This window comes from Nocardia sp. NPDC004068 (assembly GCF_042874315.1).
In the GTDB taxonomy this organism is placed as follows: Bacteria; Actinomycetota; Actinomycetes; order Mycobacteriales; family Mycobacteriaceae; genus Nocardia.
The window spans coordinates 388,567-405,313 of record NZ_JBIAMW010000005.1; the positions used below are offsets into that span (position 1 = coordinate 388,567).

General features: G+C 67.1%; 18 protein-coding genes. 8 read left to right on the forward strand and 10 right to left on the reverse strand.

What is annotated here, in order from left to right; all coding sequences use genetic code 11:
- Position 1 precedes the first annotated feature (1 nt).
- Both ACFYTQ_RS15315 and ACFYTQ_RS15320 read left to right on the forward strand, forming a co-directional pair.
- Positions 2 to 295, forward strand: coding sequence for a hypothetical protein (locus ACFYTQ_RS15315; RefSeq protein WP_387360958.1), 294 nt, complete (start codon positions 2 to 4; stop codon positions 293 to 295).
- 8 nt (positions 296 to 303) lie between these two features.
- The gene (locus ACFYTQ_RS15320; RefSeq protein ID WP_387360960.1) at positions 304 to 615 is read left to right on the forward strand and encodes a DUF3349 domain-containing protein; all 312 of its coding nucleotides are present in this window, start codon (positions 304 to 306) and stop codon (positions 613 to 615) included.
- A gap of 29 nt (positions 616 to 644) precedes the next feature.
- On the opposite strand, the gene ACFYTQ_RS15325 is transcribed toward ACFYTQ_RS15320, so the two are convergent.
- The 4 genes from ACFYTQ_RS15325 to ACFYTQ_RS15340 all read right to left on the reverse strand — a co-directional run bounded on the left by ACFYTQ_RS15325 (position 645) and on the right by ACFYTQ_RS15340 (position 7,422).
- Positions 645 to 1,574: an aminoglycoside phosphotransferase family protein gene (locus tag ACFYTQ_RS15325; protein ID WP_387360962.1), complete on the reverse strand. Its 930-nt coding sequence runs from the start codon at positions 1,572 to 1,574 to the stop codon at positions 645 to 647.
- Complete coding sequence (locus ACFYTQ_RS15330; protein ID WP_387360964.1) at positions 1,571 to 2,701, reverse strand: aminotransferase class V-fold PLP-dependent enzyme; 1,131 nt, start codon at positions 2,699 to 2,701, stop codon at positions 1,571 to 1,573. Before ACFYTQ_RS15330 ends, ACFYTQ_RS15325 begins: the two co-directional genes overlap by 4 nt.
- On the reverse strand, positions 2,698 to 5,100 hold the full coding sequence (locus tag ACFYTQ_RS15335; RefSeq protein WP_387360966.1) for an AAA family ATPase: 2,403 nt from the start codon (positions 5,098 to 5,100) through the stop codon (positions 2,698 to 2,700). The genes ACFYTQ_RS15330 and ACFYTQ_RS15335 overlap by 4 nt, the downstream gene beginning before the upstream one ends.
- A gap of 138 nt (positions 5,101 to 5,238) precedes the next feature.
- On the reverse strand, positions 5,239 to 7,422 hold the full coding sequence (locus ACFYTQ_RS15340) for a malate synthase G (protein ID WP_387360968.1): 2,184 nt from the start codon (positions 7,420 to 7,422) through the stop codon (positions 5,239 to 5,241).
- 145 nt (positions 7,423 to 7,567) lie between these two features.
- Here ACFYTQ_RS15340 and ACFYTQ_RS15345 point away from each other — a divergent pair, with 145 nt between their 5' ends.
- From ACFYTQ_RS15345 to ACFYTQ_RS15355, 3 genes are read left to right on the forward strand one after another with little or no spacing between them, the layout of a single operon-like run.
- Positions 7,568 to 8,311, forward strand: a complete 744-nt coding sequence (locus tag ACFYTQ_RS15345; RefSeq protein WP_387361313.1) for an SDR family NAD(P)-dependent oxidoreductase — start codon at positions 7,568 to 7,570, stop codon at positions 8,309 to 8,311.
- Positions 8,308 to 8,961 (forward strand): TetR/AcrR family transcriptional regulator, encoded by a 654-nt coding sequence (locus tag ACFYTQ_RS15350; protein WP_387360970.1) that lies wholly within the window; start codon positions 8,308 to 8,310, stop codon positions 8,959 to 8,961. Before ACFYTQ_RS15345 ends, ACFYTQ_RS15350 begins: the two co-directional genes overlap by 4 nt.
- A gap of 2 nt (positions 8,962 to 8,963) precedes the next feature.
- A complete protein-coding gene (locus tag ACFYTQ_RS15355; RefSeq protein WP_387360972.1) occupies positions 8,964 to 10,253 on the forward strand; it encodes an acyl-CoA dehydrogenase family protein in 1,290 nt (429 codons plus the stop codon).
- Positions 10,254 to 10,462: 209 nt separating this feature from the next.
- Here ACFYTQ_RS15355 and ACFYTQ_RS15360 read toward each other — a convergent pair whose 3' ends face one another.
- The gene (locus ACFYTQ_RS15360) at positions 10,463 to 10,678 is read right to left on the reverse strand and encodes a hypothetical protein (RefSeq protein WP_387360974.1); all 216 of its coding nucleotides are present in this window, start codon (positions 10,676 to 10,678) and stop codon (positions 10,463 to 10,465) included.
- Between the two features lie 75 nt (positions 10,679 to 10,753).
- Positions 10,754 to 11,323, reverse strand: coding sequence for a dihydrofolate reductase family protein (locus ACFYTQ_RS15365; protein ID WP_387360976.1), 570 nt, complete (start codon positions 11,321 to 11,323; stop codon positions 10,754 to 10,756).
- A 98-nt stretch (positions 11,324 to 11,421) separates the two neighbouring features.
- On the opposite strand from ACFYTQ_RS15365, the gene ACFYTQ_RS15370 reads away from it, so the two are divergent.
- Positions 11,422 to 11,874 (forward strand): MerR family transcriptional regulator, encoded by a 453-nt coding sequence (locus ACFYTQ_RS15370; protein ID WP_387360978.1) that lies wholly within the window; start codon positions 11,422 to 11,424, stop codon positions 11,872 to 11,874.
- Positions 11,871 to 12,821 carry an SDR family NAD(P)-dependent oxidoreductase gene (locus ACFYTQ_RS15375; RefSeq protein ID WP_387360980.1) on the forward strand — a complete coding sequence of 317 codons (951 nt, stop codon included), beginning with the start codon at positions 11,871 to 11,873 and terminating at the stop codon, positions 12,819 to 12,821. The genes ACFYTQ_RS15370 and ACFYTQ_RS15375 overlap by 4 nt, the downstream gene beginning before the upstream one ends.
- 31 nt (positions 12,822 to 12,852) lie before the next feature.
- Here the strand turns inward: ACFYTQ_RS15375 and ACFYTQ_RS15380 are convergent, their stop codons facing one another.
- The 3 genes from ACFYTQ_RS15380 to ACFYTQ_RS15390 all read right to left on the reverse strand — a co-directional run bounded on the left by ACFYTQ_RS15380 (position 12,853) and on the right by ACFYTQ_RS15390 (position 14,665).
- Complete coding sequence (locus ACFYTQ_RS15380) at positions 12,853 to 13,737, reverse strand: Scr1 family TA system antitoxin-like transcriptional regulator (RefSeq protein ID WP_387360982.1); 885 nt, start codon at positions 13,735 to 13,737, stop codon at positions 12,853 to 12,855.
- A 127-nt stretch (positions 13,738 to 13,864) separates the two neighbouring features.
- On the reverse strand, positions 13,865 to 14,122 hold the full coding sequence (locus ACFYTQ_RS15385) for a hypothetical protein (RefSeq protein ID WP_387360984.1): 258 nt from the start codon (positions 14,120 to 14,122) through the stop codon (positions 13,865 to 13,867).
- 87 nt (positions 14,123 to 14,209) lie between these two features.
- Complete coding sequence (locus ACFYTQ_RS15390) at positions 14,210 to 14,665, reverse strand: hypothetical protein (RefSeq protein WP_387360986.1); 456 nt, start codon at positions 14,663 to 14,665, stop codon at positions 14,210 to 14,212.
- A 62-nt stretch (positions 14,666 to 14,727) separates the two neighbouring features.
- Here ACFYTQ_RS15390 and ACFYTQ_RS15395 point away from each other — a divergent pair, with 62 nt between their 5' ends.
- Positions 14,728 to 15,999 carry a hypothetical protein gene (locus ACFYTQ_RS15395; RefSeq protein WP_387360988.1) on the forward strand — a complete coding sequence of 424 codons (1,272 nt, stop codon included), beginning with the start codon at positions 14,728 to 14,730 and terminating at the stop codon, positions 15,997 to 15,999.
- On the opposite strand, the gene ACFYTQ_RS15400 is transcribed toward ACFYTQ_RS15395, so the two are convergent.
- On the reverse strand, positions 15,985 to 16,650 hold the full coding sequence (locus tag ACFYTQ_RS15400; protein ID WP_387360990.1) for an HAD family hydrolase: 666 nt from the start codon (positions 16,648 to 16,650) through the stop codon (positions 15,985 to 15,987). The genes ACFYTQ_RS15395 and ACFYTQ_RS15400 overlap by 15 nt on opposite strands.
- Positions 16,651 to 16,747: the final 97 nt, after the last annotated feature.

The window sequence follows — 16,747 nt, forward strand, 5'->3', positions numbered from 1 at the left end:
CGTGCACACCTTCGTCTCCATCGTGAAATCGCTCGGCGAGGTCGTGGCCATCGGCATCGTCCTCGGCGCGGGCCTGCCGATCCTGTTCGGCGTCGGCATCCGCTTCTGGTCCCTCGAGACCGTCGGCGCGGACGGCTCGGTCGCCCGCCGCAACCCGGTCTACCAGGCCGTCGCCTACATCTGCTTCGCGATCGTCCTCGCCGCCATCGTGGCCGGAATCCTCTACGTCGCAAAGGATTTCATCAGCCACACCTTCGACGTCCAGCTGTTCGGCGCCAAACCTCCCAAGAAGTGAGCTCCCCCATGACAACCGAACACCGGTCGATCCTCACCTGCGTCCTGGACTGGCTCCGCGCGGGCTACCCCCAGGGCGTCCCCCGCGAAGACTACGTCGCCCTGTTCGCGGTCCTGCACCGCAAACTCACCGAGGAAGAGATCGCCGAGGTCGTCGAACGCCTTCTCACCGACGGGCATGTCACCGACATCGACCGCGCGGATATCGAGGCGGCCATCACCGGGCTGGCCCATGAGAAGCCGAGCGCGGAGGATGTGAACCGGGTGGCGTCCCGGTTGGCGGCGGGCGGGTGGCCGTTGGCGCATCCGTCGGAAGGCTGAGTGGGGGAAGGGGATTCGGCACGACGACCTCAGACAGCGCCGAGTCGACGCGCACAATCCGCCACATCCACAGCCGAGACGAACGTCGCCATCCGCTCGGCGGACGCCGGAAGGTAACTTCGGTATTCGGCCACCGCGAAGACGTAAGTCCAAGCGTGCAAACGACTCTCGTCGAGCAGCGGATGCTCGTTCAGCTGCGTCAGCCGCTCGGCGATCGTTGTCGGACCGTCCTGAATCGCCACCCACAGGGCCGCCTCGGCGTTGATATCGCCCAGTGCCCCGAGCGGATCGATCGTGTACCAGTGATCGGGGCCCCGGAGGATATTCTTCGCCTGTAGATCCGCGTGCAGGACGTGGCGTCGCGGCGTCGTGCGGAGCAGCCGGTCGAGGATCCGCTCGGCCGCGGGGAGATGACGGTCCGCGCCGAACGCGGCCATCGCCACGGCATAGCGGGGGTCGGCGAAACGCTCTCTGGCCCAGGCGATTCGCATGGCCGCGACCTCGGCCAGATCCTTCAGGGCGGGCGGTGCGGGGAGGTCGGCGGCGTTGAGCCGGGACAGGAGCGCACCGAATCGTTCGGCGTCGGCAGGGCCGTCGGTGGGCCAGACGATATCGCCGGGCACGATTCGGGTCATCAGGAAGACGCCGGAGTCGTCGTGTTCCAGAACCGCGGGGGTGGCTCCGGTGGCCGACCAATGGTCGAGCAGACCGATTTCCGTCGCTCCGGACTCCTGATCCACCGGAAGCTTCAGCACCACCGCGGTGCCGGTGGCCGTGGTGGCGTAGACGCAGCACGACATCGCACCGCTGTCCGCGACACTGTCCAGGTCGAGCCGCCATGCCCGGGCGTAGCGTTCGATTCGATCCGGGAGGGCGTCGAGCCATCGTCGGCCCTCGTCTTCCCCGCGGAGGAACAGGATCGCCCGTTCGAGGCGTTCGGGGATGGCGGGCACGGTCATCGGGTGAGAACCTCCTTGATCGTGCGGGCGAGCGTTTCGAGGTCGGGTTCGTCGTTGTAGATGTGGGTGGCGAAGCGAAGCAGGCATTCACCGCGCGGACCGGGGCCTGCCCAGATCCGTAGCGGCACGGCGCGGGTGGCCTCCTTCACCTGCCGGACCGTCACACCCTCGAGGACGAATGCCCGCAATCGCGGTGGCAGGTACGCGGTTTCGGCCGTGGGGTGGGCGCCGCAGTCGGCGAGCAGGCGGGAACCGGTGTCGGCCAGGGCCTCGCATTCGGCAAGCAGGTGGCGTGCCCGCCACTCGGCCCATTGCGCGAGCGCGGTATCGATCGTCAACCGCGGTACCGGATCGAATGTGCCCGGCCAGGAGTATCTTTCGATCAGGTCCGGTGCGTCCCAGGTGAGTGATACCTCGGCCGGGCGGACCCGGTCGACGAGATCCGCGGCGAGCCAGAGGAGCCCGACGGCGCGCAGCGCCGGGAGCCATTTGTGCAGGGTGCCGAACATCGCGGCGGCACCCCATGTCGACGGAGTCATCGGGACGTGGCCGGGGCCGTGGGCCGCGTCGACAATCAACCGGCCGCCGCGATCGCGCACCCACTCGGCGACCCGCTCGACCGGCATTCGAATCGCGGCCGAGGAGCTGACCAGGCTCATCTGGAGGTAACGGACGGAGCCCGGAACCGCTGTGTCGAGCGCGTCGAGCAGTTGCTCCGCGCTGTGGAACGGCAAGGACACCGGCACGACAACGAGATTCGCCGACGCGCGGGCCGCGGCGAGTTCCCATGCCCGGATGATCGAGGAGTACTCCGTGTCGAGGACGACCACGGTGTCGGCTCCGGTGAGCGGCAGCGAGGCGATGACGGCGGCCGCGGCCGAGGTCGCGTTGGCGCAGAACGTAATCCGCTCGGGCTCGAGCGCGAACGCCTCGGCGACTCGCGCGGTCCGGTCTCGGAGAAGATCGACCAACTCGGCTCCGAGTCGAATGTTCGGATCGGCCTCGATCCGGTCTCGGGCCGATTCGGCGGCGCACATCACCCGGCGGGACGTGACGCCGTACGAGGCGTGGTTGAGCTGCACCACACCCGGCGCGAATGGAAAGTTCTCGTAGGCAAGGTCTTTCACGATCCCGCACCGTGTCCGAGGAGCGATCGCAGTTTCGTGAGACTGGGGACGTCGAATCGGAAGATGGCGTCGGCGGCGAGAGCGTCGTCGGATGCGACACCGAGCCGAGCGATGGCGAATTCGACGGGGTCGGCCCCCGGAGCGCGGCCGTCGAGGGTGTCGAGCAGTCGAATCAGCCGCTCCCGTCGGTCCGCGGCGAGCAGATCCCGGTCACACACGACCCGGAGCTGGGCCAGCAACTCCGCGCCGGATTCCCGGCCGCGCAGGCCGTCCAACTCGATCACCTGACAGGTGAGGGTCGTGGCCACCTTGTCGAGCCCGGGGGAGAGGCTGACGTCGAGGTACCGTGCGAACGCCTCCGCCGCGCCCGCGTGGTTCCCCCGCAAGCCGAGCACCCGGCTCGAGTCCCGCAGATGCGGCGGATTGTCGCTCGCGACACCGGATGTCCGCGACATCCGGCCCAATTCCTCCAGCAGCGCCCAGGAGCGTTCCAGTTCGAGGCAGGCCATCGTCTTCTTGCTCAGCCAGTGCAGTGCCTCGTATCTGGCGTATGGATGGCCGGAGTCCTCGGCCGCCTCGATGGACCGCGTCAGCCACCGATCGGCCTCGAGCGGTTCGTAGGCGGCGAGGTGCGCGAGACCTCGATGCCCGAAGGCCCGCGACCGCAGCTCCGCCGCGGCGGTCATCGACGCGACCGACTCGCACAGGTCGATACATCCGGCCGTGTCCTGCACCGGACCGCACAACGCGACCTCGGCCTTCAGGATCAACGCCTCGGCGCGGATCTCGCCGGAGGTCAGGTGCTGGGCGAGCAACTCGTCGAGTACGCGGTCCACGTCGTCCCACCGGCAGGTCATCCGCAGGTTCCGCGCCCACAGCAACCGCACACCGGCGACCTGATCGGGTTCGAGCGGTTCCGCTCCGCTCAACGCCAGCGCCGCCGCGCACGATCGGGTGCCCGCGCTGTGATCGCCACTGACCGTTTGGGATTCGGCGAGCAGTGACCACGAGTGGAACGACGGTGCGTGCTCGACCGCGATGTCCGCGAGTTCGCGTGCCTTGGATACCGCGCCCAGCGCGAGCTGGCGGCGGGCGGCCGCCAGCGAGAGGGGCCCCGCCTTGGCCCGATCGCGGGCCGCGACCGCGACCGCCGCCGCCCGCACCTGCGTTTCGTCGTCCCAGTGCGGCTCGGCCTCGAGGATCTCCAGGAATCGGGCGTGCTGGCGACGCCACCGCGGCGCGTTCTGGGCCCCGCGTTCCCGCAGGATCTCGGCGAACAGCGGATGATGGATCAGATACCGGTCGAGGTCGCCGCGGGGTTCGGCGGGCCGCACCAACGCGTACTCCTCGAACAGCACGTGCAGACGGTCGTAGACATCGTCGATATCCAGGCGCGCGAGTCGCGCGAGGTAGTCGACCTCGAAGCTGTAACCGATCAGCGCGGCGGTCTCAAGCAGCCGTTGATCCTCGAGGGTGAGGTACGACAGCCGCTCCTCGAGGACCGCCGTGATCTGTTGTGGCGCAACGCGATCCGTCTGGTCGCCCAATCGCGCGAGGGATTCGGCGAACAGCGGGTTGCCCGCGCTCAGCCGCACGATGCGCGACATCGAATGCGCCGGGAGCACAGCGCCTTTCGTCGCTCGGCGGACCAGCAGCTCGGTGTCGGCGCTCGACAACCGCGGCAGTTCCATCACCATGGTTCCCGGCCGATACCGGCACAGGCGATACACCGCGCGTTGCAGGGGATGTGTCTGATCCTGTCCGCGCAGCTGATCGGGGCGGAACGCCAGCACCAGGATGAGCGGGCCGTCGATCCGCAGGGCGATCGTGGTGAGCAGATCGATGGTGGCGGTGTCGGCCCAGTGCAGGTCGTCGAGGATCATCAACACCGGACCGTCGGCGAGCAGGTCCTCGATGAAACGCAGTAGCTGATCGAGCCGACTGTCGATCTCCGCCTGATCGTGACCGGACGCGGCGAAGGTCCGGCCCGTGCGCACTCCGGCCGCCAGCAACTGACCGACCACCGGAACGGATTCGATCCAATCCGGAGCATGTTCGCCGAACGAGCGGGCCAACCGCTCGAGCCTCGATCGAGAGCCCGATCGTTCGGCCCACGAGGTCAGCGACCGCAGGCATTCCCGCACCGCTTGAAAGGAGTCGGACGCCAGGGAATTCAGCATGGCCTGCCCGTACCCGGCCAGCAGGCCCCGGTCGGCGTGACGCTGAACGGCGTGGTGCGCCAACGTTTCCAGCAGACTGGTCTTTCCGACTCCGGCCTCGCCCTGGACGACGAGCACGTCTCCCGCGCCGGTTTCGACAACCCGCTCGATGCGGCCGAGCAGTTCGGCGAGCTCGTCGACACGGTCCACCAAGGGCGCGGGTTCCGCGAGTCGTGACAAGATTCCCCCTCCGGTTCAGCCGACCGTGATGACGGAGCAGTCTAGTCGACAACCTCGTTGCAGCCCTGGAGGTTTGGTGATCGGCGAACGACGAGGCCCCGGGCGCAATGCGCTCGGGGCCTCTCTCGCTGTGCCGACTCAGTTCTTGTCGGCCAGAGCCTTCGCCTCGCGGCGGCGGCGGTGGAGGATGGGTTCGGTGTAGCCGTTGGGTTGGCGGGTGCCTTCCAGGATGAGGTCCTTGGCGGCCTGGAAGGCGACGCTGGCGTCGAAGTCGGGGGCCATGGGGCGGTAGTTGGGGTCGTTGGCGTTCTGGCGGTCGACGACGGGGGCCATGCGTTCGAGGCTGGCGATCACCTGGTCGGTGGTGACGATGCCGTGGCGCAGCCAATTGGCCATGAGCTGGCTCGAAATGCGCAGGGTGGCACGGTCTTCCATGAGGGCGACGTCGTGGATGTCGGGGACCTTGGAGCAGCCGACGCCGTGATCGATCCAGCGGACCACGTAGCCGAGGATGGACTGGGCGTTGTTGTCCAGCTCGCCCTGGATCTCCTCCGGGGTCCAGTTGGTGTCGGCGGCCAGCGGGATCTCGAGCAGCTGGTCGACGCTCGCGCGCAGGCCGCCCTTGGCGATCTCGGCCTGCCGCTTGAACACGTCCACGAGGTGGTAATGCGTCGCGTGCAGGGTGGCGGCGGTCGGCGAGGGGACCCACGCGGTGGTGGCGCCCGCGCGCGGGTGGCCGATCTTCTGCTCGAGCATGGCCTTCATCAGATCGGGCATGGCCCACATGCCCTTACCGATCTGCGCCTTGTGCGGCAGGCCGGTGGCCAGGCCGGTGTCGACGTTCCAGTCCTCGTAGGCCAGGATCCACTGCTGGGACTTCATGTCGGCCTTGCGGACCATCGGCCCGGCCTCCATGGAGGTGTGGATCTCGTCGCCGGTGCGGTCGAGGAAGCCGGTGTTGATGAACACCACGCGGTCCTTGGCGGCGGCGATGCACGCCTTGAGGTTGACCGTGGTGCGGCGCTCCTCGTCCATGATGCCGACCTTGAGGGTGTTGGTGGGCAGGCCCAGCACCTCTTCGACGCGGCCGAACAGCTCGTCGGTGAAGGCGACCTCGTCGGGGCCGTGCATCTTCGGCTTCACGATGTAGACCGAGCCGGTGCGCGAGTTCTTGAGCTTCGCGTCGTCGCGCAGCGAGTGGGTGGCGATGAGCGAGGTGATCAGGGCGTCGAGGATGCCCTCGGGCACCTCGTTGCCGTCGGCGTCGAGGATGGCGTCGGAGGTCATCAGGTGGCCGACGTTGCGCACGAACAGCAGCGAACGACCGTGCAGCACCAGCTCGGAACCGTCGAGCGCGGTGTAGACCCGGTCCGGGTTCATGGTGCGGGTGAAGGTCTTGCCGCCCTTGGAAACCTCTTCGGCCAGATCGCCTTTCATCAGGCCGAGCCAGTTGTGGTAGCAGAGCACCTTGTCCTCGGCGTCGACCGCGGCGACCGAGTCCTCGAAGTCCATGATGGTGGTGACCGCGGACTCGAGCACGACGTCCTTGACGCCCGCGTCGTCGGTCTTGCCGATGGGCGATTCCGGATCGATCTGGATCTCGATGTGCAGGCCGTTGTGCTTGAGCAGCACCGCGGTCGGATTCTCCGGCTCGCCGCGGTAGCCGACCAGCGCCTGCGGATCGCCGAGGCCGATGGTGGTCTCGTCCTCGAGGGTGACCTCGAGTTCGCCGTCGACGATGGCGTACTTCTTCGAGCCGACGTGCGAGCCGGTGATCAGCGGAACCGCGTCGTCGAGGAAGTTGCGGGCCCACTCGATGACCTTGTCGCCGCGGACCTTGTTGTAGCCGCTGCCCTTCTCCGCGCCGCCGGTCTCGGGAATGGCGTCGGTGCCGTAGAGGGCGTCGTAGAGCGAACCCCAGCGGGCGTTGGCGGCGTTGATGGCGAAGCGGGCGTTCATCACCGGGACGACCAGCTGCGGACCGGCGGTGGTGGCGATCTCGTCGTCGACGTTCTCGGTGCCGATCCGGAAGTCGGCGGGCTCCTCGCGCAGGTAGCCGATCTCGCTGAGGAACCGCTTGTAGGCGGCCTTGTCGTAGCCCGCGCCCGGGTTCTCGGCGTGCCAGGCGTCGAGCTTGCCCTGGATCTCGTCGCGTTCGGCCAGCAGCGCCCGGTTGCGCGGCGCGAGGTCGCTGATGACCCGCTCGGCACCCGACCAGAACGCGGCGGAGTCGATGCCGGTGCCGGGGAGCGCCTCGTTCTCGACGAAGTCGTGGAGAACCTTCGCCACCTGAAGCTCGCCGACCTGAATCCGCTCTGTCATCTACTGCCTCATTTCGAGAAGCCGGATGGAAAAAGTACGCCTGTCATGTTACTCGGCGGTAGAAGCCGGACCTCACACCCCTTGATCGTATCGCGCGCTGCCTTTAATGTACTGGATGGAACATTACGACGGAAGGGGCGCGGGGATGGGACTCACCGACAAGGTCGCCGTGGTCACCGGCGGCAGTCGCGGGCTCGGCCGGGAGATGGTGCTGGCCTTCGCCGCGGCCGGCGCCGACGTGGTGATCGCCAGTCGCAAGTTCGACGCGTGCGCCGAGCTGGCGAAGCGGGTGGCCGACGAATTCGGCAGGCGCGCACTGCCGGTCGCGTGCAACGTGAGCGTGTGGTCGCAGTGCGACGAGCTGGTCGAGGCCGCCTACGCGGAGTTCGGCCGGGTCGACGTCCTGGTCAACAACGCCGGGCTCTCCCCGCTGTATCCCAGCCTCGATCAGGTCAGCGAGGCCCTGTTCGACAAGGTCATCGGCGTGAATCTCAAAGGGCCGTTTCGGCTTTCGGCGCTGATCGGGGCGCGCATGGCCGCGGCCGGGGGCGGCTCGATCATCAACGTCTCCTCCCTCGAGGCGGTGCGTCCCGAGCCGTTCGCGGTGCCGTATTCGGCGGCCAAGGCGGGCCTGAACGCGCTCACCCTGGGTGTGGCGCAGACCTACGGACCGTCGGTGCGGGTCAACACGATCCAGTGCGGCCCGTTCGCCACCGACATCTCGGCGTCGTGGCCGGAGGAGTTGCGCGCGGAGCTGAGCAGACACAATGCCGCGGGCCGGGTCGGCGAGGCCGCGGAAATCGTCGGCGCCGCACTGTATTTCGCGGATCGGGAGGCGTCTGGGTTCTGCTCCGGCGCGACGCTGGCGCTCGACGGGGGCTGGCGATGACCACCACCCCCGAGCGCCGCCGGGGCAGACCCCCGGCCGCCACCGCCGAGCAGACGCGCTGGCGGATCACGCGCGTGGCCGTGGACCTGTTCGCCACCAAGGGATTTCACGGCACCGGCGTCGCGGAGATCGGCGACCGCGCCGACGTGCAGCGGGGCGCGCTCTACTACCACATCGGCTCCAAGGAGGAGCTGCTGTTCCAGATCCTGCGCGGCTACACCGAGGTGATGCTCGCCGAGGCCAGCGAGATCGAGGCGAGCGACGCGGATCCGATCGCCAAGCTGCGCAAGCTGATCCACAGTCATGTGCGGCTCATCATCGAGCATCGGCAGGAGGTCGCCATCCAGCTGCGCGACGTCTCGGCGCTCACCGGCGAGCGCGCCGACGACCTCCAGGACCTGCGCGACCGGGTGCAGGAGCGCTGGCAGCGAGTGATCGACGCCGGGCACGGCGAGGGGCTGCTGCGCACGGCCGACCACGTGGTCACCAACAGCGTGCTGGGAATGCTGAATTCGGTGACCCTGTGGTATCGGCCCGGCGGCGGGCGCACCCCCGAGGAGATCGGCGACATCGTCGCCACCACGGTTCTGGACGGAATGACCGCGCCCGGTGTGGACCGGGCGACGGCTCTCACTCACACGAAAGGCTGATCATGTCCTGGGATTTCGAGACCGACCCGGAGTACCAGCGCAAGCTGGACTGGGTCGCCGACTTCGTCCGCACGGAGGTCGAGCCCCTCGACCTGATCGGACTCAACCCGTACAACCGCGCCGACCCGCAGGTGCGGGCGCTGCTGCGGCCGTTGCAGGAGCGCGTCAAGGAGCAAGGACTGTGGGCCTGTCACCTCGGGCCCGAGTTGGGCGGCCCCGGTTACGGGCAGCTCAAGCTCGCGTTGCTCAACGAGATGCTCGGCACGTCGATGTGGGCGCCGCTCGTCTTCGGCAACCAGGCCCCCGATTCGGGGAACGCGGAGATCCTCGCCCACTTCGGCACCCCCGAGCAGAAGGAGCGCTATCTCGGCCCGCTGCTCGCCGGTGAGATCGGATCCTGTTATGTGATGACCGAACCCACCGGCGGTTCGGATCCCACCTCGTTCCAGGCGCGCGCGGTGCGGGACGGTGATTCGTGGGTCATCAACGGCGAGAAGTGGTTCAACACCGCCGCCGAGCACGCCGCCTTCCACATCGTGATGGTGGTGACCGCTCCCGACGCCGCGCCGCACGAGCGGCTGTCGATGTTCATCGTGCCCGCCGAGACGCCGGGGCTCGAGATCGTGAAGAACTTCCGCGTCCCCGGTTTCAGCGACCACGAGGCGCATCTGCGGTTCACCGACGTCCGGGTGCCCGCCGATCATCTGCTCGGTGCGGAGGGCGCGGGCTTCCTCGTGGCCCAGACCCGGCTCGGCGGCGGGCGGGTGCATCACGCCATGCGCACGGTTGCCATGGTGCGCAAGGCATTCGACATGATGTGCGAGCGCGCGGTGTCGCGGCCGATGGGCCGTGGTGTGCTCGGCGGCAAGCAGATGGCGCAGGAGGCCATCGCCGATTCCTGGATCGAGATGGAGCAGTTCCGCCTGCTCGTGCTGCGCACCGCGTGGCGCATCGACAAGGAACAGAACTATCGCAACGTCCGCAAGGACATCGCCGCCATCAAGGTCGCCATGCCGAAGGTCATGCACGATGTGGCCCGCCGCGCCCTGCACCTGCACGGCGCTCTCGGCGTCAGCGACGATCTGCCCTTCATGGACATGCTGGCCTACGCCGAGGTGATGGGCCTGGCCGACGGCCCCACCGAGGTCCACAAGATCACCCTCGCCAAGGAGGTTCTCAAGAAGTACGCCCCCGCCGACCCGGTCTACCCCAGCGGCTATCGTCCCGCCCTGCGCGAGCAGGCCCGCGACCTGGTCGCCCGCAAACTCGAACACGCCGTGGGCAATCTCTGACCCCCGCTACCCTGGGCCCTGCAAGTCATCACCTGATGTAAGGAACCCCATGGGTAGCACGGTTATCGATCTCGCCAACGTCCTCATCGCGCATGCGACGGCATTCTGGACCTGGGCCAGCACGGGTTCGGCGGGTTTCCCGCCCCTGTGACGGCCCGCAGCGACGCCCGAATGCCACGTGAGTTCACGTGGCATTCGTCGTTTCGGGGTCAGGCGTCGCGCCAGCGCAGCTTGCCGTCCGTCGCGGTGGTCGCGCAGATCATGGGTTTGCCGGTTTTGGTGACTCCGCGTTGGTTGGGGATGTCGCAGAACGCACCCGGGGTCACGTCGGTTACCGGCGGTGCGGCCGCACTCACTGTCGTACCGGCGGCGACGAGGATCGTGGCCCAGAGGGCCAGGACGAGGGAGGCTGCTGAGGTGCGCACGGCCTTGCTCCTGTCGGCGAGTGCGGAATTCGGGGGTGTATGAGGTGATCCGACTCGCCGGGGAGCAGTGTTACCTCAGGGTCGTCCCGATTCGTCTCGATCGGTGCGGTAGCGCAGCAGGACCACGCCGGACCGGAACCGCTTGGTCTCGACGAGCCGCAGCCGGGGCAGCCCGGTCGTGAACAGCCGCGCGCCCTCGCCGAGAACCACCGGGTAGACGAACAGCCGATACTCGTCCACGAGATTCTCGGCGATGAGCGAGTGCACGAGCCGAATGCTGCCGGTGGTGACAATGTCCTTGCCCGGCAAGGCTTTCAGCGCGTTGATCTCCTCGGCCAGCGGCCCGCGCAACACGACGCTGTTCTCCCACCCCGGGTCATCCAGACTCCGGGAGACGACGTACTTGCGCATCGCGTTCAGTTCGGCGGTGATGCCGGTCTCGTCGTCGATCTGCCGCGGCCAGTAGCCGCGCATCTCCTCGAAGGTGACCCGCCCGAACACCACGGCGTCGCACCGCTCGGTGTGCCGCATGGTCTCGGCGAGCACATCCGAGGTGTCCTCCTCGGCCGTGACGGTGAACCACCCCGCCGACGCGTCGATCACCCCGTCCAGGGTGATGTTCTCGGTGACCACGAGATCCCGCATCCGCACTCCTCGCTCTCGAATTCTCCTTACCGGAACAGACGAGACGGAGTCGGGAAATTCATTGACTTGAAGCGGTTCAGGGCTTCGATACTCGGAGCGTGACCGAGCGACAGTGGACGATCGCGCAGGCATCCGCCCTGACGGGCCTGCCGGAGAGCACGCTGCGGTACTGGGAACGGATCGGGCTCGTTCGTCCCGTTGAGCGTGACCTCTCCAGCGGTCATCGCCGCTACAGCGAGGACGATATCGACACTCTCGACACGCTCGGCAATCTCCGCGCGGTCGGCATGTCGGTCGCGGACATGCGCCGCTACCTCACCGGTCGGCAGCGCGGCGACGATGCCGCGGGCGAACAGCGAGCCCTGTTCGAGGCCCACGCGCAGCGCCTGGCCGAGGAGATCGACACGCTCGAGCTGCGTCGCCGCTACCTCGAACTCAAGGTCCGGTACTGGGCCGCCCGCGAGCGGGGCGATCTCGATGAGGCCACCGAGATCGCCGCGCTGATCCGGCCCCTGATCGACCGCGTCAACCCGAAGGAGACGACCACATGACCACCACATCCGCATCGTCCCGATTCGACTGGCATTCGACCGCCGCCGAGGTCGTCGAGGGCGTCGACCTCACCGGGCGCCGAGCGTTGATCACGGGCGCGGCGAGCGGTATCGGCGTCGAAACCGCCCGCGCGCTGGCCGCCGCGGGCGCCGAAACCATCCTCGCCGCAAGGGATCTCACCGCTGCCGCCGCCGTCGCGGACGACATCCGCGCGAGCACCGGCAACGACGAGGTTCACATCGCCCACCTCGACCTCCTCGACCGCGCGTCGATCGACTCGCTCGCGGCCGCCAGCATCGGCAGACCGCTGCACATCCTCATCGACAACGCGGGTGTGATGGCCATCCCCGAACTGCGGCGCAGCCCCGAAGGCCACGAGCTGCAATTCGCCACCAACCACCTCGGACACTTCCGACTCGCCACCGCTCTCCTGCCCGCATTGCGGGCGGCCGACGGCGCCCGCGTGGTGTCGGTCAGCTCACGCGCACACCTGAACTCGAACGTGGACTTCGACGACGTCGACTTCCGAACGCGCGCTTACGATCCCGCCCTGGCCTATGCGCAATCCAAGACCGCCAATGTGCTCTTCGCCGTCGAGGCCGCACGCCGCTGGGCCGAGGACGGCATCGAGGCCAATGCCGTGCACCCCGGGGCCATCCTCGACTCCAACCTCGTGCGCCACTACGACCAGGCCACCGTGGACCAGTTCCGCAACTCGGGCCGCTACACCTTCAAATCCCTCGCCCAAGGCGCGGCCACCAGCGTCTACGTCGCGACCGCACCCGAACTAGCCGGAATGGTCGGCCGCTACTTCGAGAACTGCCGAGAAGCCGATCCCGACGATCCGACGGCCGCCGGAATCGATGCCGCCGGGGTCGCCGCCTACGCCTTGGACCCGGACAACGCCCGCCGTCTGTGGGAGATTTCGGAACAGATGAACAAATGAATTTCGCTGGACCGCAGCGGAATTCACCCCACTATTCGTCCGATACCGCCAGAATCCGTGCGGCGGAATCGCTTTCGCTCAACGCGACCCGGCGGAGTTCGGTCAACGCGGCTTTGTAGCGCCCGACCTCCTCGGAACGCTCGAGGTAGAGATTCCCGACGTATTCCTCGATGTAGACGAGTGGCGGTTCGACGAACTTCGAGTGGGGGAGGAGCGGGAACTCCAGCAGCGAGAAGGGGCCGACCAAGGCTCCGATGTGATTGCGGGTGTTGAAGGGAACGAGGCGGATCGAGACGTTGGGGCGTTGGGTGAGTTCGGCGAGATGGCGGCGCTGCTCCGCCATGACGCTCGGCCCGCCCCATTCCTCGCGAACCGCCGCCTCGGAAAGGAAGATTTCGGCATCGAAGTTCGAATCATTCAGCCGCTCACGTTGTTTCAGTGAACGTTCCACGCTCGCCTCGATCTGCTCGGTGGGCGCGTTGGGGTGCGCGGTCCACGCGACCGCGCGGCAGTAGTCGGGCGTCTGCGCGATCTTCGGGAGCAGAACGACCGACCATGCGGTCAACCTCTTGACGGCGTCTTCGACCGCTGAATAGGGGTCGAAGGCGTCGTTCCTGCGGTCCATGTGCGGCCGCCACCACCCGCCCCCGTGCCTGACGGCGGCCCGAACGTCATGCGCGAGAGCCAATATCGTACGCCGCATCCCATCGGAGACCCCGTAGTGGTCGCACAACGCGTTCATATACAGATCGCGTGCCGAGGGAGCCGACAGCCCATCCTCCAGCCGCCCCATCGTCTGCGGTGATATTCCCAGTACCCGGGCAGCCTGAAACTGGCTGATGCCCGCCCGTTTCCGCAACGCCTCGAGTTGCCGACCGAGCGCCCGTCGGGCAAGCGTCGAACCCTCTGCGACCATGATCTTTTCCCTCGCTATCTTGGATTGTCGTAACAACGCGTCGAGAACTGCTGATTGCGACCACGCTCGTTCGAGACGAGCAATTACCCGAAGACTGACCGGAGACCGTTCATTCGGGTCGATTCCTCTAGAATTCGTGCTCGGTCGGGACCGCCGGGCCGCGGGTCCAAAAGTCATGGCGCACCGCATCCCACAGCCGCGACAGCTGAGGCCAGCGTTCGCGCGCTTCCACCAAATCAGGCGGGTCGCCGGATCCGAGCACGGCGACTATTTCCGGCCCGTCCTCGAGTCGATCGATGGCCAGCACCGTGATCTGTTGCCGTTGGTGGTCACGTCGCCACCTGACCCGGAAACCATCGCACTCGGTGTGGTGCTCCATGGTCATCGCCGCCGAGACGCCGAAAGCGCTTGCGTCCCAAAGCGCCTCGTGTAATCCGAGTCCGACGGGCCGTCTTCGGCATCCGTCATGACGTCAGTCGTCTCCCGCACGTACGCCGGGAGTCGCATAGCCCACGAAGGGGACCGTTTCGGTCGGGGTGATCAGGGCCGCGGCCCCTGTCACCGCCCGCGTCATTCCGCTGACGTGGTTACTGTCGAGCGCCACCACCGCGTAGGCGCGATGCATGTGCACCATCGCGAGCAGACGGAAGATCCAGCCTCCCTCTCCGGGTGAGTAGATCACGGTATCCGCCAGCTCCAGGTTGTGCTGACGAGCAAGCGCCCGCAGTGCCTCCTCAGGGGCAGCGGTGTCGGTCGGCTGTGGCAGACACACCAATCCGACAGCCGTGTGCTCTCGTTGCGAATCTTCCACTAGTGCCCTCCCTGATGCTTTGGACTGATCGGCTCCGCCCCCGTCGGTGCGGCAGATGCCCAGCACCAGAAGCATCGCCGATCGGAAACGCCAAAAGAAGGCCAAAGAAGAGGACATGCGTGGGACATTTCACGAGGAGGCAAGGACAAATCAGACTGGACCGAAGGTAAACTGGGGCCATGACGCAGTCGGGAAACGCCGCGCTACGCGCCGCTCGCCAGGCGCTCGGCTATCGGTCCCAGTCCGCACTGGCCGATGCTTTGAACGAAACGGCGCGCGACATCGGCCTACGCGTATCAATCAACAGTCGGACAGTTCGGCGGTGGGAATCGGCCGACCCGCCCTGGCCGCATCCCGAACACGCGAAGGCGATCGAGGCGCTGTTCAAGAGACCGATTGCCGCCCTCGGATTCACCCCGCCATGGTCGGAGCCCGACACCCAGTTCGTCAGCAGTCCAGGAGCCGTGGACTCCGGAAGGCCTTGGCCTCCAAGATATCTCGGAGCGCTCGCAGGCACCGTGCCCGCGTCGGTGGCTACCGACGTCATGTCGATCACGGTTTCTCATCGGCGCATGTATTGGACGGTGGCGCCGACCTGGCTGCATCGTGCTGTCGCTGAACACGCCGCCCTGGGGTCGGAGCTGCTGACCCGAATCGAGCCCTCCGTCAAACCGCTTCTGGCGCGGGCGGTCTCGGAGTCCAGCTTGCTTGCGGGACGCCTGGAGTTCTTCGATCTGCAAAAGCCTGAACTGGCACAGCCGAGTCTGGTACTAGCCCTGCAATCGGCTGGTGAAGCAGACGATGCCCTATTGGGCGCTGCGGCATTGGCGCACATGGCTTTCGCGCCGGCCTTCTCCGGGGACGAGACCAGAGCGGAGGAGGCACGCGATCGCATGCGTGCGGCCCGGGCCTTCGCCCGCCGCGGGCGCGCCAGTGGAGAGATGCTCGCGTGGCTCGACGCGGTGGAGGCCGAGGTCGAAACCCGCTTCGGCGACACACGTCGGGCTCTGAGTCTGATACACCACGCTGAAGACGTCTACGACGCTCACGACCCGGAGACCGATCCTTCTCCGGCATGGCTCGATTGGTTTTCCCCTACACGGCTGGCCGGATTCAAGGGAAATACGTTGCTGGTAGCCGGGCGGGGCCGTGAAGCCCGCGAGGCGCTCGAACGTGCACTGGCAGGTCTGCCGGAAGACGCGATCAAGCAGCGCTCGGTCTATCTCGCCGATCTCGCGGCAGCGGCGGTACTCGAACGCGACCCCGAGAAGGCGTGTGAGCGGCTGGACGAAGCCCTGGACTTGCTGGCCCAGCACTGGTACGCCACCGGCATGGACCGCGTGAAAGCGGTGCGCCAGTCGCTACGCGAGTGGGACTCGGTGCCCGCGGTGCGATCGCTCGACGACCGCTTGTACGACTGGCACACCACGATCAAATCACTGCTCGGCTGACGGATTATTCTCCCGCGCAACGATTTCCGGCAGTTCGGTGAGCTCGTGGATCACCCAGTCGGACCGCTCGGCGACCTCTGGCTTGTCGCGGAGGATCCATCCCCAAGGCCCTCGCTGGATGTAGGCCGTGCGCATCCCGGCTTGTTTCGCCGGACTGACATCGTTGTCTATCCGATCCCCGACGTAGACGATCTCGTGTGCCGGGCAGGGAGCTATCTCCACGATCTTGGTGAAGAACTCTGGCGCCGGTTTAGCCACGCCCCAATCGTCGGAGGTCGCGATGAAATCGGTTGGCAATTCCAGGCTTCGGAGGATGCGTCCTGAGCGCACGGTCTGGTTGCCGACGATGCCGACCCAGACGCCGAGGCTCTGGAGTTTCGCCAGGGCGGGTCGTGCGTCCGGGTACAGGTCGTCCTCTCCGTAGGTTTCCGGCTGTCCGGCGACCACTCGAGCTTGCCGTTCGCGATCCAGATCGAAGCCGGGGCGGAATACATGGAACGCCTCCCGGTAGTCCAGTCCGGTCGCGATGATCGCGCCGAAGACCGCCGAGAACGTATGCCGTGGCACTCCCAGCCAGTCGGCCCAGGTTCCGTACTCGCGTGTCTCGTCCACAAGCGTCTCGCCGACGTCGAACACAACAGCCGAAATCATGGCTTCACAGTACTGAACGCGTACTCCGTGCCGTGCTCCGCGGTTGAGCACGCCAACAAGCTGAATCTCGCATCCGTTACCTCGTGTGCTCGGCGTA

Coding starts and splice junctions, on each gene's coding strand:
- ACFYTQ_RS15350 (WP_387360970.1), top strand. CDS start 8,308: ATGACCACCACCCCCGAGCGCCGCCGGGGCAGACCCCCGGCCGCCACC.
- ACFYTQ_RS15325 (WP_387360962.1), bottom strand. CDS start 1,574: ATGACCGTGCCCGCCATCCCCGAACGCCTCGAACGGGCGATCCTGTTC.
- ACFYTQ_RS15400 (WP_387360990.1), bottom strand. CDS start 16,650: ATGATTTCGGCTGTTGTGTTCGACGTCGGCGAGACGCTTGTGGACGAG.
- ACFYTQ_RS15390 (WP_387360986.1), bottom strand. CDS start 14,665: ATGTCCTCTTCTTTGGCCTTCTTTTGGCGTTTCCGATCGGCGATGCTT.
- ACFYTQ_RS15380 (WP_387360982.1), bottom strand. CDS start 13,737: ATGGTCGCAGAGGGTTCGACGCTTGCCCGACGGGCGCTCGGTCGGCAA.
- ACFYTQ_RS15320 (WP_387360960.1), top strand. CDS start 304: ATGACAACCGAACACCGGTCGATCCTCACCTGCGTCCTGGACTGGCTC.
- ACFYTQ_RS15395 (WP_387360988.1), top strand. CDS start 14,728: ATGACGCAGTCGGGAAACGCCGCGCTACGCGCCGCTCGCCAGGCGCTC.
- ACFYTQ_RS15375 (WP_387360980.1), top strand. CDS start 11,871: ATGACCACCACATCCGCATCGTCCCGATTCGACTGGCATTCGACCGCC.
- ACFYTQ_RS15345 (WP_387361313.1), top strand. CDS start 7,568: ATGGGACTCACCGACAAGGTCGCCGTGGTCACCGGCGGCAGTCGCGGG.
- ACFYTQ_RS15340 (WP_387360968.1), bottom strand. CDS start 7,422: ATGACAGAGCGGATTCAGGTCGGCGAGCTTCAGGTGGCGAAGGTTCTC.
- ACFYTQ_RS15385 (WP_387360984.1), bottom strand. CDS start 14,122: ATGACCATGGAGCACCACACCGAGTGCGATGGTTTCCGGGTCAGGTGG.
- ACFYTQ_RS15355 (WP_387360972.1), top strand. CDS start 8,964: ATGTCCTGGGATTTCGAGACCGACCCGGAGTACCAGCGCAAGCTGGAC.
- ACFYTQ_RS15365 (WP_387360976.1), bottom strand. CDS start 11,323: ATGCGGGATCTCGTGGTCACCGAGAACATCACCCTGGACGGGGTGATC.